Annotated in this window: 17 protein-coding genes and 1 pseudogene; 12 read left to right on the top strand and 6 right to left on the bottom strand. The window is 62.4% G+C overall.

Annotated elements, in window-relative coordinates; genetic code table 11:
* The first annotated feature begins 2 nt into the window (after positions 1-2).
* The 4 genes from MST27_RS16860 to MST27_RS16845 all read left to right on the top strand — a co-directional run bounded on the left by MST27_RS16860 (position 3) and on the right by MST27_RS16845 (position 3,539).
* Complete coding sequence (locus MST27_RS16860; RefSeq protein WP_023102008.1) at positions 3-809, top strand: amino acid ABC transporter ATP-binding protein; 807 nt, start codon at positions 3-5, stop codon at positions 807-809.
* Positions 806-2,038 (top strand): M20 family metallo-hydrolase, encoded by a 1,233-nt coding sequence (locus MST27_RS16855; RefSeq protein ID WP_023102009.1) that lies wholly within the window; start codon positions 806-808, stop codon positions 2,036-2,038. Before MST27_RS16860 ends, MST27_RS16855 begins: the two co-directional genes overlap by 4 nt.
* 27 nt (positions 2,039-2,065) lie before the next feature.
* Positions 2,066-2,779, top strand: coding sequence for a DUF1989 domain-containing protein (locus tag MST27_RS16850; RefSeq protein WP_023102010.1), 714 nt, complete (start codon positions 2,066-2,068; stop codon positions 2,777-2,779).
* Between the two features lie 151 nt (positions 2,780-2,930).
* Positions 2,931-3,539 (top strand): cupin domain-containing protein, encoded by a 609-nt coding sequence (locus tag MST27_RS16845; protein ID WP_023102011.1) that lies wholly within the window; start codon positions 2,931-2,933, stop codon positions 3,537-3,539.
* Between the two features lie 276 nt (positions 3,540-3,815).
* On the opposite strand, the pseudogene MST27_RS16840 reads toward MST27_RS16845, so the two are convergent.
* From MST27_RS16840 to MST27_RS16830, 3 genes and pseudogenes are all read right to left on the bottom strand, one after another.
* A pseudogene (locus tag MST27_RS16840) lies at positions 3,816-4,435 on the bottom strand (tyrosine-type recombinase/integrase).
* Between the two features lie 149 nt (positions 4,436-4,584).
* Positions 4,585-6,135: a hypothetical protein gene (locus MST27_RS16835; protein ID WP_243607097.1), complete on the bottom strand. Its 1,551-nt coding sequence runs from the start codon at positions 6,133-6,135 to the stop codon at positions 4,585-4,587.
* 226 nt (positions 6,136-6,361) lie between these two features.
* Positions 6,362-6,982, bottom strand: coding sequence for a tyrosine-type recombinase/integrase (locus tag MST27_RS16830; RefSeq protein WP_243607096.1), 621 nt, complete (start codon positions 6,980-6,982; stop codon positions 6,362-6,364).
* Positions 6,983-7,231: 249 nt separating this feature from the next.
* Between MST27_RS16830 and MST27_RS16825 the strand changes: the two genes are divergently transcribed.
* Both MST27_RS16825 and MST27_RS16820 read left to right on the top strand, forming a co-directional pair.
* Positions 7,232-8,419 (top strand): SIR2 family protein, encoded by a 1,188-nt coding sequence (locus MST27_RS16825; protein ID WP_243607095.1) that lies wholly within the window; start codon positions 7,232-7,234, stop codon positions 8,417-8,419.
* Positions 8,416-10,215, top strand: coding sequence for an ATP-binding protein (locus MST27_RS16820; protein ID WP_243607094.1), 1,800 nt, complete (start codon positions 8,416-8,418; stop codon positions 10,213-10,215). The genes MST27_RS16825 and MST27_RS16820 overlap by 4 nt, the downstream gene beginning before the upstream one ends.
* A gap of 208 nt (positions 10,216-10,423) precedes the next feature.
* Here MST27_RS16820 and MST27_RS16815 read toward each other — a convergent pair whose 3' ends face one another.
* From MST27_RS16815 to MST27_RS16805, 3 genes are all read right to left on the bottom strand, one after another.
* Positions 10,424-11,212: a WecB/TagA/CpsF family glycosyltransferase gene (locus MST27_RS16815; protein ID WP_243607093.1), complete on the bottom strand. Its 789-nt coding sequence runs from the start codon at positions 11,210-11,212 to the stop codon at positions 10,424-10,426.
* Between the two features lie 349 nt (positions 11,213-11,561).
* A complete protein-coding gene (locus MST27_RS16810) occupies positions 11,562-12,263 on the bottom strand; it encodes an SDR family NAD(P)-dependent oxidoreductase (RefSeq protein WP_243607092.1) in 702 nt (233 codons plus the stop codon).
* Between the two features lie 14 nt (positions 12,264-12,277).
* Complete coding sequence (locus MST27_RS16805) at positions 12,278-13,585, bottom strand: ABC1 kinase family protein (RefSeq protein WP_243607091.1); 1,308 nt, start codon at positions 13,583-13,585, stop codon at positions 12,278-12,280.
* A gap of 391 nt (positions 13,586-13,976) precedes the next feature.
* On the opposite strand from MST27_RS16805, the gene MST27_RS16800 reads away from it, so the two are divergent.
* The 6 genes from MST27_RS16800 (at position 13,977) to MST27_RS16775 (ending at position 21,589) form a co-directional block, all read left to right on the top strand.
* A complete protein-coding gene (locus MST27_RS16800) occupies positions 13,977-15,503 on the top strand; it encodes an ATPase domain-containing protein (RefSeq protein WP_243607090.1) in 1,527 nt (508 codons plus the stop codon).
* Complete coding sequence (locus tag MST27_RS16795; RefSeq protein ID WP_243607089.1) at positions 15,487-17,166, top strand: ATP-binding protein; 1,680 nt, start codon at positions 15,487-15,489, stop codon at positions 17,164-17,166. The genes MST27_RS16800 and MST27_RS16795 overlap by 17 nt, the downstream gene beginning before the upstream one ends.
* 122 nt (positions 17,167-17,288) lie before the next feature.
* Positions 17,289-18,815, top strand: a complete 1,527-nt coding sequence (locus MST27_RS16790) for a sialate O-acetylesterase (protein ID WP_243607088.1) — start codon at positions 17,289-17,291, stop codon at positions 18,813-18,815.
* Positions 18,816-19,046: 231 nt separating this feature from the next.
* A complete protein-coding gene (locus tag MST27_RS16785) occupies positions 19,047-20,024 on the top strand; it encodes an ABC transporter substrate-binding protein (protein ID WP_243607087.1) in 978 nt (325 codons plus the stop codon).
* 4 nt (positions 20,025-20,028) lie between these two features.
* Positions 20,029-20,826, top strand: coding sequence for an ABC transporter ATP-binding protein (locus MST27_RS16780; protein WP_243607086.1), 798 nt, complete (start codon positions 20,029-20,031; stop codon positions 20,824-20,826).
* Entirely contained in the window at positions 20,813-21,589 is a 777-nt protein-coding gene (locus MST27_RS16775; RefSeq protein WP_243607085.1) for an ABC transporter permease, read from the top strand. The genes MST27_RS16780 and MST27_RS16775 overlap by 14 nt, the downstream gene beginning before the upstream one ends.
* The last annotated feature ends 316 nt before the right edge of the window (positions 21,590-21,905 follow it).

Below are 21,905 nucleotides of genomic sequence, written 5' to 3'. Positions count from 1 at the left end.
CGATGAGCAACCTGCCCCTTCTTGAACTGCGCGGCGTGGGCAAGTCCTACGGCGCCAATACCGTACTGCAGCGCTTCGACCTCAGTGTCCGGGCTGGTGAGATCGTCTCGCTCATCGGCCCCTCCGGCTCCGGCAAGACCACTGCCCTGCGCTGCATGAATTTCCTCGAAGCCTATGACCAGGGCGAGGTATGGATCGATGGCCAGCTGCTTGGTTACAGCGGCCCCGGACGGCGCCCAACCGACCAAGACAGCGCCGCCATCATCGCCGAGGTACGTCGACCGCTGGCCATGGTGTTTCAGCAATTCAATCTCTGGCCGCACATGACGGTGCTCGAAAACGTCATGGCGCCGTTGCTGCTGGGCAAGCGTCTGAACCGAACCGACGCGCGCTCGCTGGCCGAGGCCGCTCTGCAAAGGGTTGGCCTGGCAGCCAAGATTGGCGCCTATCCGGCACGACTGTCCGGTGGGCAGCAACAGCGCGTCGGTATCGCCCGGGCGCTGGCGGTCAAGCCTCGCCTAATGCTGCTCGACGAGCCGACGTCGGCGCTTGATCCGGAATTGGTAGAAGAGGTACTGCAGGTAATTCGCGGCCTGGCCAGCGACGGCATGACCATGGTCATGGTAACCCACGAGATGAGTTTCGCCGCACAGATATCCAGCCAGGTGGTGTTCATGGAAGCTGGGCAGATCGTCGAAACCGGTGCGCCGGCGACGATGTTCCAGGCACCCGCCACCGACCGCCTGAGGCAGTTCCTCAAACCCTGGTTCAACCGCAGCCTGACGCCACGCCAGGAGATGTGCCAATGAATGCCGAACGGGTGATGGCGGCGGTGCGTGCCGAGCGTCTGCATGGCCTGCTCGATACCCTGGCCGGGTTCGGCGCGTTACAGGCCGGCGGGATGAATCGCCAAGCGCTTTCCGCAGAAGATTTCGAGGCGCGTGCCTGGCTGATCGGCGAGGCGCAGCGTATCGGTTGCCGCGTATGGACGGATGCCTGCGCCAATCTGTTCATCCGCCTCGACGGCCTGGAGGATCTGCCGCCAGTGATGACCGGCAGCCATATCGATACCCAGCCCAGCGGTGGTCATCTGGACGGCTGCTACGGCGTGATGGCCGGTCTGGAGTGCCTGCTGGCGCTGCACGATCAGGGCTTGCGCACGCGCCGCCCCATCGAATTGGTGGTGTGGACGAACGAAGAGGGAAGTCGTTTCAGCCCCGGAGCCATGGGCTCCAGCGCCTTCGTCGAACCGACCCGCATGGCTGCCTATCGAGACAGCCTGGATGCTTCGGGCGTCAGTGTCGGTGAGGCTCTGGACGAGCATGCCCGACGTTTCGCCGGGCTACCGCTGCGCGACAGGATCGCCGCGCATGCTTTCATCGAACTGCATATCGAACAGGGGCCGGTGCTGGAACGCGCGGGTGTGCCGCTTGGCGTGGTATCCGGCATTCAGGGTGTGCGCTGGTACCAGGTCCGCTGCCATGGGGCCTCCGCCCATGCCGGCACCACGCCGATGGACATGCGTCAGGATGCGATGCTGCTGGCTACCGGCTGCCTGCCAGCCATCGACGCCCTGGCCGAGCGCCTGGCGGGCACCGACAAGCGCCTGACCTTCGGACGCTGGCACGTGCTGCCCAACTCGATCAACACAATAGCCGGAGAGGTGACTTTCAGCATCGACTTCCGGCACGCCGACAGTGCCGTGCTGGACGCCTTCGACGCGGCGCTGGCCGATTGCCTGCCCGCGCAGGCCGAACTGCAGATGCTCTTTAGTCATCCGCCAGTGGCGTTCGATGCAGCTGTCGTCGACGTGCTTCAGCAGGCCGCCGACGCCACTGGCGAAGCATCCCTGAGCCTGCGCTCGGGCGCCTTTCACGATGCCATGTACCTGGCGACGCATTGCCCGACCGGCATGCTATTCGTGCCGAGCCGCGACGGCATCAGCCACAACCCCAAGGAATACACCGAACCTTCCCAGCTCGAAGTCGGCGCCCGTGCGCTGGCCTGGAGCCTCGTCCAACTGGCTGAACAAGCCTGACCTGTCCTTGCCCACCTAGGAGCGACCATGAGCCATTCGAACCACGCCCACGATTACCCCGCCTGCTGCCAGCTCGACAACGGCGCCTCGCTGGGCACCAACGCCACCCTCAACGAGCCGCTGTCGGCCGACGGTACGCCGGAACTCGGCAAGACATACACCGTGCCGGCACGCTGCGGCCGTGCCGTGCGCTTGAAGGCGGGTGAGGTCATCAAGATCATCAACACCCACGGCACCCAGGTGTGCGACACCTGGCTGTTCAATGCCAAAGACCTCAGTGAATTTCTCTCCATGGAACATGCCCGCGCGCATATCGACCGAATCATTCCGAAGGCGGGTGACGAGCTGTTCAGCAACCGCCGCCGGTCCATCGGCACGCTGCTCACCGACACCTCGCCAGGCGTGCACGACACCCTGATCGCCGCCTGCGATCTGCATCGCTACACCAACCTCGGTGTTGAGGGTTACCACGATAGCTGCGCCGACAATATGCGCCTGGCCTTGCAGGCCATCGGTTTGCGTGCCCGCGAAGTCCCTCAGCCATTCAACCTGTGGATGAACATTCCGGTCAATTCGGACTACAGCATCGAGTGGCTGCCTCCGGTATCCAAGGCCGGTGACTACGTGGAGATCCAGGCAGCTATAGACTGCGTGGTGGTCATGTCGGCCTGCCCACAGGACATCGTGCCGATCAACGACCTGAATCCGGTGGAAGTGCACTTTGTGGTCAGTGCCGGCTAATCGGCTGGCAGGTTTGAGCCCTCTGGCACGGGCTTGGCTTGACGGCTAGCAGTGGCGGTGAGGTGGGCACGGCTTAAACTTCGCGCCCGCCTTGGACGATACTGCGCCGCTCATGGCTGCTCCCCTTCGTCACTCATTGATTGAGATGCGCATGCGTAAACCCAGTCCTACCCCTTCTTTCAAGGCTCACCACACCGACGGTCTGCCCAGCCTGGGCATGCGCCTGCGCCATGCACGCAAGGTTGCCGGGCTGACCCTCAAGCAGGTGGCCGTCGCCGCCAGCTGCTCGGAGAGTCTGATCTCCAAGCTGGAGAACGATGCTGCGTCACCTTCGCTGGCGATGCTTCACCGCCTGGCAGGGGCCCTGGGTAGCAACGTGTCGACACTTACATCGGAGGAGTGGGTATCCGATGAGCCGGTGCTGCGTGCTGGAGACAGGCCGGTGAAGCGTTTCGTCAAACGCAACAAGGATGGCGAGATCGGTCTGGAGCGCATCACCCATCTGCAGAAGGGCGGCCTGCTGCAGGGCAATATCCATATTGTGGCTCCAGGGGTGGCCAGCGATGGTCTGATTGAGCATCCCGGCGAGGAAATGGGTTACGTACTCACGGGCAGTATCGAGCTTACTATCGGTGAGCACACCTACAGCCTGACGGCGGGCGATGCTTTTCATTTCCCCAGCAACCTACCCCATGGTTACCGAAACGGTGGCGATAGCGAAGCGCGTATTCTCTGGGTCAATACCCCAGTTACGTTCTGATCGTGTGTCCCTCTGCCTGCCAGGAAATGGCGCAACGAGCTGCCAGCCAGGCGCTACTCGCCAAGAGGCCGCGGCAGATGCCCTCTCTAGCGTCCAGTCAGCGCCCTACGAGACAACGGGAACCGTTGCCGTCCAGCCATCTCCGGTCGAGTCAGTTGATGCATTGGAAGCCGCAGCTAACACCGTAGCGAACCTTGACAGTCAAGTGGGACTGCCATCTAAAGCCCGCTTTTGGCCGGTTAGCGACGGCCTGGCTTCGACCGTCGCTATGCATGGTCAAACCTCGGTCTGTTCCGCCATCTCTAGGGCATCATCGACCTCAATCCCCAGATATCGAACGGTGCTCTCCAGCTTCGTATGGCCGAGCAACAGTTGAACTGCCCGCAAGTTCTTCGTCCTGCGATAGATCAGCGATGCCTTCGTACGTCTCATTGTGTGAGTGCCATACAGAGCTGGATCAAGGCCAATGGCTTTCACCCAACCTTTGACGATACGAGCGTATTGACGAGTGGATAGATGGTCTGAGATATGCAGCCGGCTCGGAAAAAGGCAATCCTCGCTGCGGAGCTGGGCTTGATGTATCCAGGCCGCGAGAGCAGACCGTGTTTGCTCAGTGATCTCGAACTGCACCGGCCGCTGCGTTTCTGCTGCATAACCATGGCTCGTGATGACACGTGCTCACCATGAGCAACGTCGCGCACACGAAGTTTGGTTAAGTCGCAGGCTCGAAGCTTGCTGTCGATGGCCAGATCGAAGAGAGCCAGATCCCGTGTTTTTTCCGCAATTTGCAGCCTGACTCGGATGGCCCAAATATCTCTAAGTCGGAGCGGGATTTTCTGCCCGACCAGTTTTCCTTTGTTCCAGGGCTGACGGCTGCAGGTAGCGATGGCGTTCATGGCAAGTCCTCCACGTGTGGGAGGACAAGGATGGCTAGCCAGAGCAGTGGTCGCTAACCGGCCAGAAGCGGCCGGTCAGCAGCGCTCGTAACGGCGGCGCGTCGTCACCCCGAACGCATTTGCAATGCCCGCACACTCGCCGCTCAGCGTTATTCGCGTAAGAAAATCTCAATGCTGCCCTGCTTGCGCGGCTCAAAGATGCATCTCGCCGTGTAGCCGATCTCCGTACCATAAACGTTCTTGGCATCAAAGTTTAAGAGCACCTGGACGTTCCCGGTGGTCTTGGCGGTCGTTGCACTGGTACCAGTGAAACTGTGGAAGCTGACCGAGCTCGGGATGGTCGCGCTCCGTTTCGTCATGTCCCTACACGCAACAATGGCCTCACCTTCGTCCCAAGAGTTTTCTGCCTGTGTACGCACCTCGGCGCCGCTCTTAAGTTCAGCCTCGGTCAGGTAGATCCGGTTCTCGTTGGCGCAGTCAATGAAGAACTTGAGTGATCGCAGCGAGCTTTCGTCGCTGAGCTGGACATTCTCGACGTAGTCGCATTTGCTGCTGTCAATCACGCGCTCAGCCGCTGTGCGGCGGAAGTTTTTAATCTCCGTTAGCCGGCTGCGATATTTGGCCGTGAGCTTCGGATACTGTGCCGAAGTGTACTCGTCGATCGCGTAGTCTCGGATGCGAGTGGTGTAGTTCTCCTGGCGCTTCCGCTCGGCCTTGGCAGCGGCCTCCTTGGCTTCGAAGGCTTCCTTTTTCAGTTCGTATTCACCCTTGAGCGCGACCAGATCAAAATCAGAAACCGCGCTGTACTTGTCCATGATCGCTTTCGCGTCCGTAAATCGCTCTTTTTGGATGGCCCGACTTAGGTTATCGAGGACCTCTAAGCGCTTCGCCGCGAACTCATTGGTGGCTTGAGCCTCTGCCGCCAGCCTTTTCTGTTCGGCATCCACGCGACGCTGCTCGGCAACTCTCTGTTGCTCAACCGTCCGCTGCTTTTGCTGTTCGGCAAGGAGGGCCTGGCTCTCGTCGTAGACCGCCTGGGCATGCTGAAAGTAGGAGATGTTGGCCAGTAACACGATGCCCAGAATCACCCAAACTCCGAGGTTGTATCGGTCGTACCACGGTGCTTTCTGTACCAGTTTCTGGTGTGTCAGCGGGTTGAACACCAAGCCGGCAACCAGCATCAGTAAGGCCCCCAGCCAGCCTTGGTGGATGGCGGTGTAGACCGCGACGGCGACGAACACTATCGAGAAAAGCCAGCGGGCCGGGATCAACAACTTTTCAGCCTCGCCGGCCGGCTGGATCGCGCCGGCTGCATACTCTTCGACAGGGAACTGACGGGGGAACACATCGCCGTCCAACAGTTGGAGAAGCATGGTCGTGGCGAATTGGTGGAAGACAGCCTGATCGGCCCGGGTCCTGATGAAACCCTCGACCTTCGGGCGGACGATCATAGTGATGAACTTGTCGAGCTCAGCTTTCCACTTCGAGTCGTCGACTACCTGATATCCCTTATCTTCGACCAGCAAAACCGACTTGTCTTTCAGCTCAACGTAATGCGTTTCAACGGCGGCCATCACCGCCTTGCCGTAGGCGACCCCCTTTTTCTTGGTCTGCATCGCAGCCAGTTGTTCACGGGTCAGCCAGAAAAGGTAAGCACCCAGCGCCAGCAGCACCAGAACGAGATAGAGCTTGGGACTCATGCGGAACTCCTTTTCAGAGCATTTGTTTGCGGTTCTTTTGCACACACACCATAGCATTCCGCCAGCAGCGGGAGCTCGCCTGCATGGGTAGTTGTTGTTACATATCCGAGGAAGCGTGGGGCTGTGGGAAAAGGCAAAAGGGGCCAGATTTACTTTCCTAACCTTAACGCCCGTTCCTGGCCGGTTAGCGACGGCCTGGCCTCGACCGTCGCGCTGCATTGCATTGTCAAACTTCAGTCTGTTCCGCCATTTCCAAGGCGTCATCGACCTCAATCCCCAGATATCGTACGGTGCTCTCCAGCTTCGTATGGCCGAGTAGCAGTTGAACCGCCCGCAGGTTTTTCGTCCTGCGATAGATCAGTGAGGCCTTCGTACGTCTCATTGTGTGAGTGCCATACATGGCTGGATCAAGGCCAATGGCTTTCACCCAACCTTTGACGATACGAGCGTATTGACGAGTGGATAGATGGTCTGAGGCATGCAGCCGGCTCGGGAAAAGGCAGTCCTCGCTGCGGAGCTTGGCTTGATGTATCCAGGCCGCAAGAGCAGACCGTGTTTGCTCAGTTATCTCAAACTGCACTGGCCTCTGCGTTTTCTGCTGCATCACCATGGCTCGTGATGACACATGCTCGCCGTGTGCAACGTCTCGCACACGGAGCTTAGTTAAGTCGCAGGCTCGAAGCTTGCTGTCGATGGCTAGATTGAACAGAGCCAGATCTCGGGTTCGTTCTGCAATTTGAAGCCTTACTCGGATGGCCCAGATATCTCTCAATCGGAGCGGGGTTTTCTGCCCGACCAGCTTTCCTTTGTTCCAAGGCTGACGGCTGCAGGTAGCAATGATTTTCATGGCAAGTTCTCCACATGCGGAGAACAAGCATGGCTAGCCAGAGCAGTGGTCGCTAACCGGCCAGAAGCGGACATTAGCGAGCAGCTGCTTCTGACCCATTGCTGCCTGTCGCTGGTGAGCGACAGTTTCCGATCCGTTCCCGCTTCGAAGTCATTCTCAGCTCTCTGTAGAGGCACTTTGCCCGCAGTGGTATGTATCTTCTCATGGCATCATCAATTCCTCTAACTGCGTAGCCAGGGAAGACAGCCAGTGATTTCTATCGGCGACATCTATAACCAAGACATCAATTTTCTATTCGGATCGGGTGCATCGTTCGGTCTGCTCCCAACCCTCCAATTGCAGGTTCAGACCGGTGAGGGCGACTCTCGCTATACGCTGGAAGATCTAGCAACCAAGTTTGAGCGTGAGCACGACCGGCGTCTGATCCCGCTGTTCATGCACTACTACGCCAGTTGCATACGTCCCGCCGAGCGGCTCAGCCTGGAACAGGCGTTGGCCGGAGAGCCAGGCGCCACGGTTATTAAGAACTACCGCATGTTTCTAACTACAGCACTTGAAATGGTGAAGCGCCGCAAAGCGCTGGATCGTCGCTGCAATGTGTTCACAACGAACTACGACGGCTGTTTCCCGCTCGTGGCTGACGCGCTTATCAAGGAGGGCAACATTGACTTCGTGCTGAATGACGGCGCGCGAGGATTCACGCAGCGCATCCTACAGGCCCGAAACTTCGGGTCTTACCTTTGCCAAGCCGGCGTCTTTGGGCGTTATCAGAACAGCATCCCTCAGATCAACCTGATCCATTTGCATGGGTCGGTCTACTGGAGCAAGTTGGATGCCGCTATTAAGGTTGGCTACGACCTGTTTGGCCGCGAAGGCCTGCTGGATGACGACGCGATGGAGTTATTGCAACCATTTTCGGCGGCACTTAATAATCCTGCATCGACACTTGCCGACGTGCCAGACACAGATTTTTCCGATGCGGAGCTGGAAGCGTTCTGGGCAAAGTACGAGCAGATCCCTATCGTCAACCCTACCAAATGGAAGTTCCACGAGACGGTATACGAGGAACATTACTATCAGATGCTGCGGTTGCTCAGCTACGAGCTTGAGAAGCCCAACGCCGTACTCATCACCTTCGGCTTCTCGTTTGCCGACGAGCACATCCTCAATTTGGTGATGCGTTCTCTTTCCAATCCAGGCCTGCAGGTGTTTGTCTGCTGCTACAGCACGTCAGGACACGCGGCGATGGAAGATAAGTTCAAGGGACACCGCAACGTCGAGTGCCTGATGTTGCAAGGTAGCGAGATGGACTTCACCGCGTTCAATGAGCAGGTATTGGTCTGGCCGAAAGCCGCGGTTCTTAAATCGAATACACACGCAGCTCCCGCTCGCGCGCTCCCGCCTGCGCCCGATGCAGATGTCGAGGATTTGATATGAGCATCCGGGTTGGCGAGGTCATCGCGGTCCATGGCACCAAATTGGTTTTGAAGATCGACGAGCAGTCGAGCAAGGAAACGCTGTTCTATGAGGGAGAGAAATACAAAGGGGTCTCAATTCGCGAATACTTGTCCATCCAGCGCGGCTTCCGTGACATCGTCTGCATGGTCGAAGGCGAGTTCCTAGACGAAAGCCGCACTGAGATGCATGAGGGCCGGCAGACGTTTGTGCGGAAGGTAGAGGCTAGGCCGATTGGGTACTTTGACAGCTCTGGCTTCACTCAGGGCATCAAGTATTTGCCAATGATCCAGGATGCGGCCTACCTGCTTTCCGAGGAAAAAATCAGATCCATCTTCGACCGCAAAGCGGATAGCGATTTCAAGATCGGCTCCATGCTTAAAGAGGAGATAGCGGTCGGACTGCCATGGAAGCGCCTCTTCAACAGTCATATTGGCATATTCGGCAATACCGGAAGCGGCAAGTCGAATACGCTGGCGAAGTTATATACCGTTCTTTTCGATCAGAAACTCCCTCTTATTACAGGTAAGAGCCGCTTCATCATCCTAGACTTCAATGGTGAGTATGGAGGCGAGCAGCTCGCTGCGGCAGATCACAAGACCGTCTACCAACTGTCAACACTAACCAACCCAGACCTGACCGACCCCACTTCCCGCTTTCCGCTGGCACTGCGGGAGTTCTGGCAGCTAGAAACTATGTCCCTGCTCTTTCAAGCCACGCCCAACACACAAAAACCTTTCCTCAACCGCGTCATCTCAGGCTGGGAGCGCTATGGGGCAATTCCTGGCTCACTTGCGAACTATGCGAAGTGGACGTTCAAAGCGTCGTTCTGTGCCGGAGAGGTCAAGCCAGCGACTCTGGATTTGATGCGAACCGTCGCGCGACGAATGGAAAACCAGCAAGTGCTGGACATGTTGACAAACGTCACTTGGCACCGGACTGGCGGCCGCTTCACTTACAACGGAGCGTTCATCGGTACCGATGGCGCGCAATACGCAATGCACATAGCTCCAACCGTGGAAACGCTTGACGTTGTAGGTCTCGATGAATTCGACCAGCTTGTACTGCGCGTCAACCTGCAGCTGATTTCCGACCTGAACTCCGGGTACGTTCAGGTCGAGCATATTCAGCCACTTCTGAAACGCGTCGAGTCCTCGCTCGCCAGCCTGCGTAAGGTTCTGTCGGTATCAGATGTTCCGCCAGAGGAGCACCTGCTGACAGTCATCTCAATGCGCCGCTGCAATAACGAAGTCAAGAAGGTTCTACCTCTGCTGTTCGCCAAGCACTACTACAACAGCCACAAGAATACGGTCGCCAATCCGCCCAACCGCACCATCCATCTCATCGTTGATGAGGCCCACAACATTCTGTCCGACCAGTCGGCGAGAGAAAGCGAAACGTGGAAAGACTATCGGCTTGAGCAGTTCGAGGAGATCATTAAGGAGGGACGCAAGTTCGGTATGTTCATCACTATCGCCAGCCAGCGCCCAGCAGACATATCGCCCACTATCGTCTCGCAACTCCACAATTTCTTCATTCACCGCTTGGTGAATGACCGCGACCTGTACTTAGTCGACAACACGATCTCTACGCTGGATGCTCTGTCACGCAACCTTATCCCTGGGCTCTCACAAGGATGTTGCGTGGTCACTGGCACCGCCTTTGAGCTGCCAATGGTGATCCAAGTTGATCGGCTGCCAAGCAGCAAGCAGCCTGCCAGCGAGGATGTCGATCTCGAAAAGCTGTGGAGCGATGATCTGGCAGTTGAGGCGGAGTAATCTATGCAGGCGAACCCGATAGGTATTACAGCGGAGGGTGAATAGCCAGCGCTTTTGAATTCTCAGCCAACGGTGCGGCACAGCGGACCATAGCGAGCGTCCGCTTCTGGCCGACAGCCGCCTTCCAAGAACAGTCGTTACCGCCCAGAAGCGCCCCCTCTTTCGACGACAACCAATCTCCTTAGCCGAGGCCCGTCGCGCTCCAGCATCACCGAAACTGCCGATACAGGATCGGCACCAGGCGTACCGCATCTTTGGCGTAGCGCTTGGTCAGGCGCCGGGGTTCGGTGCACATCCGATGCAGCCACTCGAGCGACATGCGTTGCATCCATCTCGGCGCTCGCCTGACCTTGCCGGAGAGAAAGTCGATGGAGGCGCCCACGCAGAGCCCCACCCCTCGCGCTCGGCCATCGGCCTGGATGAGCCGTCCGAGAATTTCCTGACGTGGGCAACCCACGGCCAGCACGACCAGCTCGGCGGGGTGATCGATGACGAAGTCCAGGCACGCCTGGACGTCCTGTGAATGGTCAAAAAAGCCCATGGGCGGGTTGTGATGGAAGAAGGTCACGTTCGGGTACAACCGACGCATCGTTCGTATTTGCGACGGGTCGCTGCCGATGACCGTGACTCGCCACCTCTTCGCCTCGGCGAGGTCCATCAGTTCCCCAGTCAGGCTGCTGCCGGGGATGACGTCCGGGACTGGGATGCGCAGCAGCGTCATCAACCCTCTGAGCACCTGGCTGTCGCAGATCCGGTGGCTGGCGTTTGCATAGGCGCGGCGAAGCTCGGAGTCCTCCTCGAGCCGGACCACGTGGTTGACGTTCGGGGTGACGATATAGCTGAACTCGCGGCTGCTCGCCTCGATGATGTGGTCGATGAGTTCAGCATTCGATCCGTCGAAGAAATCGATATCGAACCCTCTTATGGTGCGTTGTCTGCTGCAACAGGACGGTCGCTCGTCTGCATGAGCCTCCTTGCGTCCCAGGTGCTTTTGCAAAAGATTGGTCCTCGTTCGGCACGTGGCACGGCATCCAGGTGCGTTCAAATCAACCCGGCGTTGCCACTGCTGTAGCGTTCGTTGTCTTTAAACTGAACCCAGTCGAGCGCAGAGGTTCGTGTCAAAGACCGAGAAACGGACCCCGGCCAGCGGGATCAAGGGCCGTTTTGCAGGGCCCGCGCATGAGGTACGAGCCCCGCTTCCGCTGGTGGTGAAGGCGATGCGCACTCAGCAGATGCCCACACAGCTGCCAGTAATAGTCCGGCGTGCGGGCCACGACCTGTTCCGCTGACCATGGCGCCTAGCCCCATTGCCCTTCAACGGATGCGAGGCGGCGCAAGCCTCGTCCCTACCAGGGCAACGCGTCGCCGCTGTACGCATGGAACTCACCGCTCGCGTCCGGCCCCAGCCCATCGATCACCCGCAACAGGTCCTGCGCGGCATCGGCGGGTGCGCGGCCGATTTCGGCGCCGCGGAAGGGCTGCGACAAGCGGGAGTTCACGGTGCCCGGGTGCAGCGCGAGCAATACCGCGTTGGGCTGGCTGCGGCGCACCTCGATGGACGCGGTCTTGATCAGCATGTTGAGCGCGGCCTTGGAGGCGCGGTAGCTGTACCAGCCGCCGAGGCGGTTGTCGCCGATGCTGCCGACCTTGGCCGACAGCATCGCCAGCACCCCGCGCTGACGGTCCAGCAGCCCGCAGAAGTGACGCAGCAGCAACGCCGGGCCGAACGTGTTGATCTGGAAGGTGGCCAGCAGTTGGGCCTGGTCGAGATCGGCGAGGCGCTTTTCCGGCATGAAATCCGCGCTGTGCAGCACGCCGGCGGCGTTGACGATCAGGTGGAACGGCCCCTGCCCCGCCACGGCGTTCGCGGCCCGTTCGATGCTCGCCGGGTCGGCGAGATCGAGTGCCGGGTCGGACGCGCGGCTCAGCCCGATCACCGCCGCGCTGCGCGGATCGGCCTGCAGAGCCGCCACCAGCGCCGCACCAATGCCACCGGAAGCGCCGATCACCAGCGCACGAAACCCATCGGGGAAAGACTGCAGCGGCATGGCGAACTCCAATATCAAGGCCGAGAGGCGTCGGCTCCGTTGCGCCAGCGCGCGATGTGCTCGGCGAGCAGGTCGGCGATGGGCAGGCAGGCGCCCAGTCGGTAGAGGTTCCAGTAGTGGCCTTCGAGGGTGCGGTTGATCAGCAACGTGCCGGAGGCCGGTTGCAGGCTGCCCAGCGCGGACATCAGCAAGGGGAACAGCTCGGACAACTGCTGGTGGAGCGCCGCACTGCGGAAATCCCACTGCGCACCGGGTTGCAGCAAGGGGTGCAGCATCAGATGAATGCGCCGGTATAGCCCATGCGGCGGCGTGCTGCCCGGCTGGCGTCCGCCGAGCATCTGGAAGCCCGCCTCGAGCGCCTCGCTGGACGGGCCGCGCAGCGCCTCGAATATCTGCACGTAGCCAGCCAGCAAGCGCGGCTCCAGGCGCAGTACGCTGCCGAAGTCGTAGACCACCAGCGCGCCGGTCTCGGTCCAGGCCAGGTTGCCCGGGTGCGGATCGGTGTGCAGCTGCTGCAGACCAAAGACCTGCTCGGCCAACCACTGGCAGAGGGTTTCGGCCAGACGTTGGCGCACGTCGGCAGGCGCCTGTTCGACGTCGGCCATGGAGCGCCCGGGCCGGTCTTCCAGCACCAGCACGCCGGGGCGGCAGAGTTCGGCGGCGGCGAAAGGGATCGCGATGCCGGGCCAGTCGTCGAAGTGGCGGCGGAAGGTATCGAGGTTGTCGCGTTCGGCCGCGTAATCGAGTTCCTCGTCGATCGCTCGTTTCAGTTCGCTGTACACCGCCTCCAGCCGCGCCGGCGGGGTGCCGAACAGGCGCCCGAGCGGCATCAGGCGGCGCAGCTGGCGCAGATCGGCCGCGCAAATGGCGTGGATGCCCGGGTACTGGACCTTCATGACCAGTGCCCTGCCCTGGCGATCCCGCGCACGGTGCACCTGCCCCAGCGAGGCAGCCGCGGCGGGCGTCGGCTCGATGGACTCGAACAGCTCATAGAGTCGGCCGTCGTAGAGCCGCTGGAGGTTGGTTTCCAGCGCCGTGAACGGCAGCGAGGGTACCTGGTTCTGCAACCGCGCCAGCGCAGCGCTGACCGGTTCGGGCAGGAGGTCCTGCCATTGCGAGGCCTGCTGGCCGAGCTTGAGCACCGGACCTTTCATCTGCCCGAGCGCATCGCCCAGCAGGGCGCCCACCGGTTCCCAGTCGACACCCGCCCTGCCGGGGGTGATGCGCTGCACCAGCAGGTTGCAGGCGATGCGCGCACCGGTTCCGCCCAGCCGCAGGAAGCGGCCCAGCGCGGAAGCCGAAGGGCGCGAAGATCGAGACATGCCGGCCACCTGAAAAGGCAAAGGCCGATCATGGAACAGCCGAGGCCTCGTTCCAAGGTGCAATGGTTGCAGCCTGTTGCGTTGCGGCGGCGACTCAGCCCTGCCGAAGGGCGGAAAACCATCTGGGGAACAGACGCGTCGGCGTCGCCACGCGGAACGGCGCGGCAAAAGTCCAGTCGGAGTAGGTGACTGCGCCCCTCGGTTATCGCCTGCCGAACTCGTCCGCACTGAGACACCGGCCTCGTCACGGCGAACCGCATCGGGGGCTTTTTGCCCGGCCGCAGTGCGGCATTGACGGGCGCGTTCCACTCACCTGCCGCCGTCCAAGCGCGAGGTGTGGAACCCAGGACAACGCAGCCTCTGCAGAGACGTCTGCGTAAGGAGTATGGATATGACCGATTCTCCCGATCTTCACGTCCCCATGGACGACGAAACCACGCGCATTTCGACGGGCAGCGAGGGGCTGGATAACATCCTCGGCGGTGGCCTGGACCCCAACCGCATGTACCTCTATGAGGGCAGCCCGGGCTCGGGCAAGACCACCATTGCGCTGCAATTTCTGCTCGAAGGGGTCCGTCATGGCGAGCGCGTGCTCTACGTGACCCTTTCTGAAACCCAAGCCGAGCTTGAGCTCGTCGCCAAGCGGCACGGCTGGAGCCTCGAGGGGATCGACGTTTTCGAGCTGGTGACCCCGGAAGCCAGCCTCGACCCCGAGCTGGAGCTGACGGTGCTGCATCCGGCGGAAATGGAGCTGACCGAAACCACCCAGCAGGTCTTCGACCGGGTCAGCGAAACCAACCCCACGCGGGTGATCTTCGACAGCCTTTCGGAAATGCGCTTGCTGGCACAGAGCCCGCTGCGCTACCGCCGACAGGTGCTGGCGCTCAAGCACTTTTTCACCACGCGCCGCTGCACGGTGATCCTGCTCGATGACCAGACCTCGGAGATGGGCGACCTGCAGTTGCACTCCATCTCCCACGGCGTCGTCCTGCTGGAGCAGCTGGCCATCGACTATGGTGCCGAGCGCCGGCGTCTGCGGGTGGTCAAGATGCGCGGCATTCAGTTCCGCGGGGGGTATCATGATTTCATCATCCGCAAGGGTGGCTTGCAGATATTCCCTCGCCTGATCGCGGCCGAGCATCACTCGAGCTTCATCGGTGCGCTGGCGTCTTCGGGCAATGCTGAGCTGGACCGTACGCTGGGGGGTGGCCTGGAGCGCGGCACCAATGCGCTGCTGGTGGGGGCTGCGGGCGTCGGCAAGTCTTCCCTGGCGCTGGGCTTCGCCGTGGCGGCGTGCCAGCGCGGCGAGCACGTGGCGTTTTTCGTCTTCGATGAAAATACCGCCACGCTGCGAGCCCGTGGCAAGGCGTTGGGGATGGACATCCAGCCCTGGATCGACTGCGGCCTGCTGCATCTGCAACAGGTCGACCCGGCCGAGCTCTCCCCTGGCGAATTCACCGCGGCGGTACGCCACAGCGTCGAAGAGCAGGGCTCGAGCCTGGTGGTGCTGGACAGCCTGAACGGCTACCTGCACGCCATGCCGGACGGCAGGTTCCTGATCCTGCAGATGCACGAGCTGTTGAGCTATCTGGGGCAGAAAGGCGCCATCACCATCATGGTGCTCGCCCAGCACGGCCTGGTTGGCATGATGGATACGCCGATCGATATCAGCTACCTCAGCGACGCGGTTATCATGCAGCGCTATTTCGAGCACGCGGGCGTCGTTCGCCGAGCCTTGTCAGTGGTGAAAAAGCGCAGCGGGCGACACGAGAACACCATTCGCGAGTATCGCTTCAGCTCGACGGGTATCCAGGTCGGGCCGCCACTCAGCCAGTTCAACGGCATCCTATCGGGCATACCGGAATACGCCGGCGATGCGACCCAGTTACTGACAGACGAGCATGACGACGCCCATTAAACGAGAAACCCCCACCGTAGTCGTCTATGCCCCCATCGGCCGGGACGGTCCCGCCTCGGCCGACCTCTTCAGCCGCAGCGGAATGGACGCCGTGGTCTGCCACAGCGTCGAGGAGGTGCTGCACCGCGCGGAAACCGACGCCGATGCCGTCTTCATCGCCGAAGAAGGCCTGTTTGGCCAGGACCTGCAAAAGCTCGCCGCCTGGGTGGACGGACAACCGGCCTGGTCCGACTTTCCTTTCGTGGTGCTCACCAGCAAGCATGAGCAGCCGGCCGTGGCCGCCTGGCGTCAGCGCATGGTTGCCGCGCTGCGCAACGTCTCGCTGCTGGAGCGCCCGGTACAGAGCATTACCCTCACCAGCGCAATGAAAGCCGCGCTGCGTGGGCGGCATCGACAGTACGAAGTGCGGGCCCTGCTGGAGGCGCGCGAGCGGGCCTCCAACGAGCTGGAGGCCCTGGTCGTCGAGCGCACCATCGAGCTGGAACGGGCCAACCAGGAGTTGCGCACCCAGATGGCCGAGCGCGCCCGCATCGAAGAAACCCTGCGCCAGGCGCAGAAGATCGAGGCGATCGGCCAGCTGACCGGTGGCATCGCCCACGACTTCAACAACCTGCTGATGGTCATCGCCGGTGGGCTCGACATGCTCGACCGCCGCGCCGACCCCGAGCGCCGCGAACGGCTGATGGCCGGGATGCGCCAGGCGGCCCAGCGTGGCACCGCCCTCACCCGCCAGCTGCTGGCCTTTTCCCGTCGCCAGTCTTTGGCGCCCGAATCCGTCGACCTGGTGCTGCGCATCGGACGCATGCGCGAGCTGCTCGATCGCAGCCTGAGCGGCGACGTGCACGTGGATGTGCAGTTCAGCCCGGACCTCTGGCCGGTGGAGGTCGATCCGGGCGAGCTGGAACTGGTGATCCTCAACCTGGCAGTCAATGCCCGCGACGCCATGCCGGACGGTGGCTCGATCCTGATCGAAGCCAGTAACGCGCCCAATGAAACGGTGCAGGGCCATCAGGGTGATTTCGTCCGCCTGACGGTGACCGACTCGGGCACCGGCATCCCGGAGGAAGTTCGCGCCCGGGTATTCGATCCCTTCTTCACCACCAAGGAGATTGGCAAGGGTTCTGGGCTTGGGCTCGCCCAGGTCTACGGCTTCGCCCGCCAGTCCGGCGGTACTGTCTGGATCGAGAGCGAGTGCGGCCGCGGCACCCGCGTGATCATGCTCCTGCCGCGTTCGACGCGCGTGCCCGAGCAGCCCGCCGCTGACGAGCGTGGCGTGGACACCCCCGGTGACCCCTCCATCGGCCGCGTGCTGCTGGTGGACGACGACGAAGAAGTGGCGGCCCTGGTCGGGGAGATGCTGGAACACCTGGGTTACCGAGTCACCCATGCGGCCAGTGCTGCGGCCGCCCTGAGTACCTTGGCCAACGGCTGCCGGGTGGACGTCGTGTTCTCTGACGTGATGATGCCCGGCGGCATGAACGGCGTTGAGCTGGCGCGGGAAATCCGCACCCGCGACTTCGGCGTTCCGGTGCTGCTCACCAGCGGCTACGCCGAGGCCGCACAGCAGTCGGCTGCAGCCGAAGGCGTGCTCGTGCTGGCCAAGCCGTACCGCCTCGAAGAACTGGCGACGGCGATGCGTGACGCCATGGAGCGCCCCGGCTGAGGCGCCGGCGATAGTTGTCGTGATGTAACGACCGGCGAACTCATCCACCCCCTTACCGTCGAAACGCCAGCCAGAGCCGCTCCCGGAGCGGCCCGCCCCTGCACTGACAGAAGGATCCCGCCATGCGCGTTTCGTGGCACGCGGCCTATTCCCTTACCCCTCGCCCCTCCGGCAAACGCCGCGCCGCGCTGGTCGGCGCCCTGCTGATCGGCTGCTCGTTCGGCGTGGTCGCGGCCGACGCGAACCTCGCCGAGCGCGATGCCCGCAACAAGCGCCTTACCGCCGAACGGGTCGAAGCCCCCAACAGGCTGTCACCGGAGCTCAGCGCGAAGTACAACCACATCGTCACCTTCGGCCAATCCCTCGCCTCGGGCGCCGAAGGCTGGCCAGCGCTGAGCACCGAGCCGGGCTACGACAACCTGATGCTGGGCGAGGCGACTCGTTCGGCGACCTACAGCGGTGACCGCTTCGTTCCCGTCGGCGGTCCGGTGTTCAAGCCGTTGAAGGCGGTGGTGCAGCGCAAGACCGATCCCAAGGAGCTGCTGACCGAGCAGGAGGTGGCCCAACTGGAGAAGCATGCCCAGGAAGAAGGTGAGTCGGTGGAGGTCGGTGCATTGAACCTTGCGCGCCGCCTGTATCTGGAGGGCAAGGGGGTCGAGTCCGATCCCGAGCACCTGTTCGTCGCCAGCAATGCGGCCACCTCCGGACGGTCGATCGCCCAGCTGTCGAAGGTGGGCGGGACCCACGAATACCGACGCGTGCTGCAAGCGGTGGATCAGGCCCGTCAGGCTGCCGAAGCCGAGGGCGGCCGCTACGCGCTGAGTGCCTTCTTCTGGCTGCAGGGGGAGCACGACTATGCCGAGGTGCAGGGCGGCATCAACGACAAGGCGACCTACAAGCGCATGCTGCGCCAGCTCCGCGAGAACCTGAACGAGGACACCGCCAGGGCTATCGGCCAGGCGCGGATGCCGGCGTTCATTACCTACCAGACCGATGCCAAGTCCTCGGTGGTCAATGGCAGTCTCGACATCGGCATGGCGCAGTGGGAGCTCGCCCAGCAAGAGCCAAACTGGTACCTGGCCGGACCGGTCTACCCCTACGTCGACAAGGGCGTGCACCTGTCCGCCAACGGCTACCGCTGGTTCGGCCAGATGCTCGGTAAGGTCTATCACCGGGTAGTGATCGAGCGCCGGGGCTGGGTGCCGCTGTCACCGATCGGGGCGACGGTCGAAGGTCGCGAGATACTCATCGACTTTCACGTACCGCACCCGCCGCTGGCGTTCGACGAACCCTACCTGGGCCACCAGGCACGGATGATCGAAAACTATGGCTTCGTGCTGACCGACGCGAAGGGCAAGGTCCCGGTCGAATCGATCGAGGCGGTCGCCGACACCGTGGTACGGCTGGTCGTGGCGCGTGACCTCGTGGGTGCGCCGACCATCCGCTACGCCAGCCATGAAACGGGCGGGGCCGGCGAGCTGCACGACAGCGACCCGACCCAGGCGGACGCCCGCTACGAGTACCTGCCCGAGCAGGGCATGCCGCCCGAAGCGGACGTCGAGGCGCTCGTCGGCAAGCCCTATCCGTTGCACAACTGGAGCATCGCCTTCGAGCTCCAGGCTCGCGAGGGCCACGATCGGGCGCGCTGATTCCGCCCTGCCCCGTCTTGACGCGACCCTGGCCCGCGCCTGCCCGTAAAGGGTGCAGGCCGGCCATTTCCTGTTGCCAGCCCGGCTGCGGCAAACGTCCGCAGGCGGGCCTGCAGGCCCCGGTACATCAGCATTTGCGCCAACTGGCGAAATTTTGTGTACGCAAGCGTGCCAAATCTGTCGCGCTTATTGCATACGGTTTGAAGCCAACAGCCTTCAAGGAATCGCCGCATGCTCAAGCACACCCTGGTCGCCAGCGCCCTGCTGGCCCTGCTTTCCCAATCAGCACTGGCCGCGGACAAGATCCGCTGGCTCAACGACTGGCTGCCAGCCGGCGATAAGGCCGCGATCTACCTGGGCGTCGAACAGGGGCTGTTCGCCGCCGAAGGCATCGAGGTGGAGATCGCCAGTGCTCGCGGTGGCAGCGACGTGGTGACCAAGCTGGCGACCGCCAGCGCCGACTTCGGCTCCGCCGGCCTGGCCTCGGTGCTGCAGGCCAAGGCGCAAGGTGACGTGCCGGTCGTGGCCGTCGCGCCGATCTACAACAAGCAGCCCGATGCCTTCTTCACCACCGAAGGCTCGGGCATCGAAGGCTTCAAGGACATCGTCGGCAAGACGGTCGCCACGCCGACCTTCTCCGCCTCGAACGTGGTCTGGCCGCTGCTGCTCGAACGCAACGGCATTGCCGCCGACAGCGTCAAGCTGCTCAAGCTCGACCCCGGCGCGCTCGCCCCCATGCTCGCCACCGGCAAGGTGGACGCCACCATCAACTGGATCCCCGTCGCGCCGGGCTTCGAGCGCGCGCTGGGTGAGGCGAACAAGACACTGAAGATCCTGCCCTGGTCCGAATACGGCTTCGAAGGCTACGGCCTGTCGCTGGTCGCCTCGCAACGCTTCCTGCAGAGCAACCCGGACCTGGCCAAACGCTTCGTGAAGGCCTACCTGCAGGCCAACGCCAATGCCATCGCCGATCCCGCTGCCGCCGCTGCCGCGCTGAAGAAAAGGGTGCCGGAGGTGGATCAGCAACAGGCCGAAGAGCAGTTCGCGGCATCCGTGGCACTGATGCAGAACGAGATCAGCGAAGCCGAAGGCAAGGGCTTCGACGCCAAGCGTCTGGCCACCACCTGGGACTGGGTCGCCCGCGCCCAGGGCCTCGCTCCGGACAGCCTGGACCCGGCGAGCGCCATCGACTCACGCTTCGCCGAGTGACGCCATGACCGCTGCCCTGCAAACCAGCCGCCCGAGCATCGTCTTCGATGGCGTCACCCAGGTCTTCACCTCCTCCGATGGCAGCGAGGTGACGGCCCTGGACAACGCCAGCTTCGGCATCGGCCGGCATGAATTCATCGCCGTCATCGGCCCGTCCGGCTGCGGCAAGTCCACGCTGCTGCGCATCCTCGCCGGGCTGGTCCGGCCAACCCGCGGCGAGGTGAGCATCTACGGCAAACCGGTCACCGGCCCGCGCGACGAGATCGGCATCGTCTTCCAGAAGCCGACGCTGCTGCCTTGGCTCAGCATTCGCGACAACCTGACCTTCCCCATGCGCCACAAGTACGGTCGCGTCACGCCGCAAGAAGAGCAGCGCGGCGAGGAGCTGCTGGAGATGGTCGGGCTCGGTGAGTTCGGCGGGAAGCGGCCGGACGAACTCTCCGGTGGCATGCAGCAGCGTGCTGCGATCGCCCGTGCGCTGCTGCACGATCCGGAGATCCTGCTGATGGACGAGCCCTTCTCCGCGCTGGATGCCCTGACCCGCGACGAGCTGAGCCTGGAGCTGTTGCGCATCTGGACTCAGCGCCCGAAGACGGTGCTGTTCATCACCCACTCGATTCCCGAGGCGCTGCTGCTGGCCGACCGCATCCTGGTGATGTCGGCGCGCCCCGGCCGCGTGCAGGAAATCATCGACGTCGACCTGCCGCGCCCGCGGTCCCTGGAAACCCTGACGGAGCCCCGCTTCAATGAGCTCGCCAACCATATCCGCCGGCAGGTCTTTTCCCGCCATGTCGTTGTTTAAGGGCTTCGGTGGGCGACTCGCGCCCTGGCTGGCGTTGCTGGCCTTGCTGCTGGTCTGGGAGGCCGCCTGCCGGTTGTTCAAATTGCCGAGCTTCGTCCTGCCCTCGCCCAGCGCGATCGTTGCGGCGACTGCCAAGGTCGGCTTCGCTGGCTGGGTCGAGCACATCTTCGCCACCCTGCGCGTGACGCTGATGGGTTACGCGCTGTCGATCCTGATCGGCATTCCGCTGGCCATCGCCCTGGCGTCGTCGAAGCTGCTGTCGCGCACGCTCTATCCGCTGCTGGTCATCGTGCAATCGACGCCCATCGTCGCGGTGGCGCCGATCATCGTGGTGGTGATGGGTGCCGGCGACCTGCCGCGCGTGTTCATCACCTTTCTGATCGCCTTCTTCCCGATCGTGGTGTCCTGCGTCACCGGGCTGCTGGCGACGCCGGAGGAACTGGTCGAACTGTCGCGCTCGCTGGGTGCGCCGCGCTCGCGTGAGTACCGCAACATCCGCCTGCCCTACGCCATCCCGCACCTGTTCTCGGCGCTGCGCATCTCCATCACCCTCGCGGTAATCGGCGCGGTGGTGGCCGAGTTCGTCGCAGCGGAAAAGGGCCTGGGTTACTTCATCAACTTTTCGACCTCGATGTTCCAGGTCCCCCAGGCGTTCGCGGCGCTGATGATGCTGGTGGTGATCAGCCTGGTGCTGTTCCACCTGATCGGCATGCTGCAGAAGTTGCTGTTCCCCTGGAGCCTGCCGAAGGGACAACCGGCATGAGTGTCGGGGTTGTGTAGGGGATGAACGTGTTCGCCCGCTGGGGTGCGATGTCCCGCTTGGGCACCGTTGCCCGGCTGGGCGCTGATGGGCGAATGAATTCGCCCCTACAAGGTGTGCATGGCCGAGGACGGCGTCCACGGTCGCTCGGAGACGACCTGTAGGGGCGAACTTGTTCGCCCGCTGGGGTGCGATGTCCCGCGTGGGCACCGTTGCCCGGCTGGGCGCTGATGGGCGACTGAATTCGCCCCTACAAGGTGTGCATGGCCGAGGGCGGCGTCCACGGTCGCTCGGAGACGACCTGTAGGGGCGAACTTGT

The sequence above is a fragment of the Stutzerimonas marianensis genome, assembly GCF_022810315.1.
GTDB classification, from domain to species: domain Bacteria; phylum Pseudomonadota; class Gammaproteobacteria; order Pseudomonadales; family Pseudomonadaceae; genus Stutzerimonas; species Stutzerimonas marianensis.
This window is presented reverse-complemented; position numbering and strand designations above follow the sequence as displayed.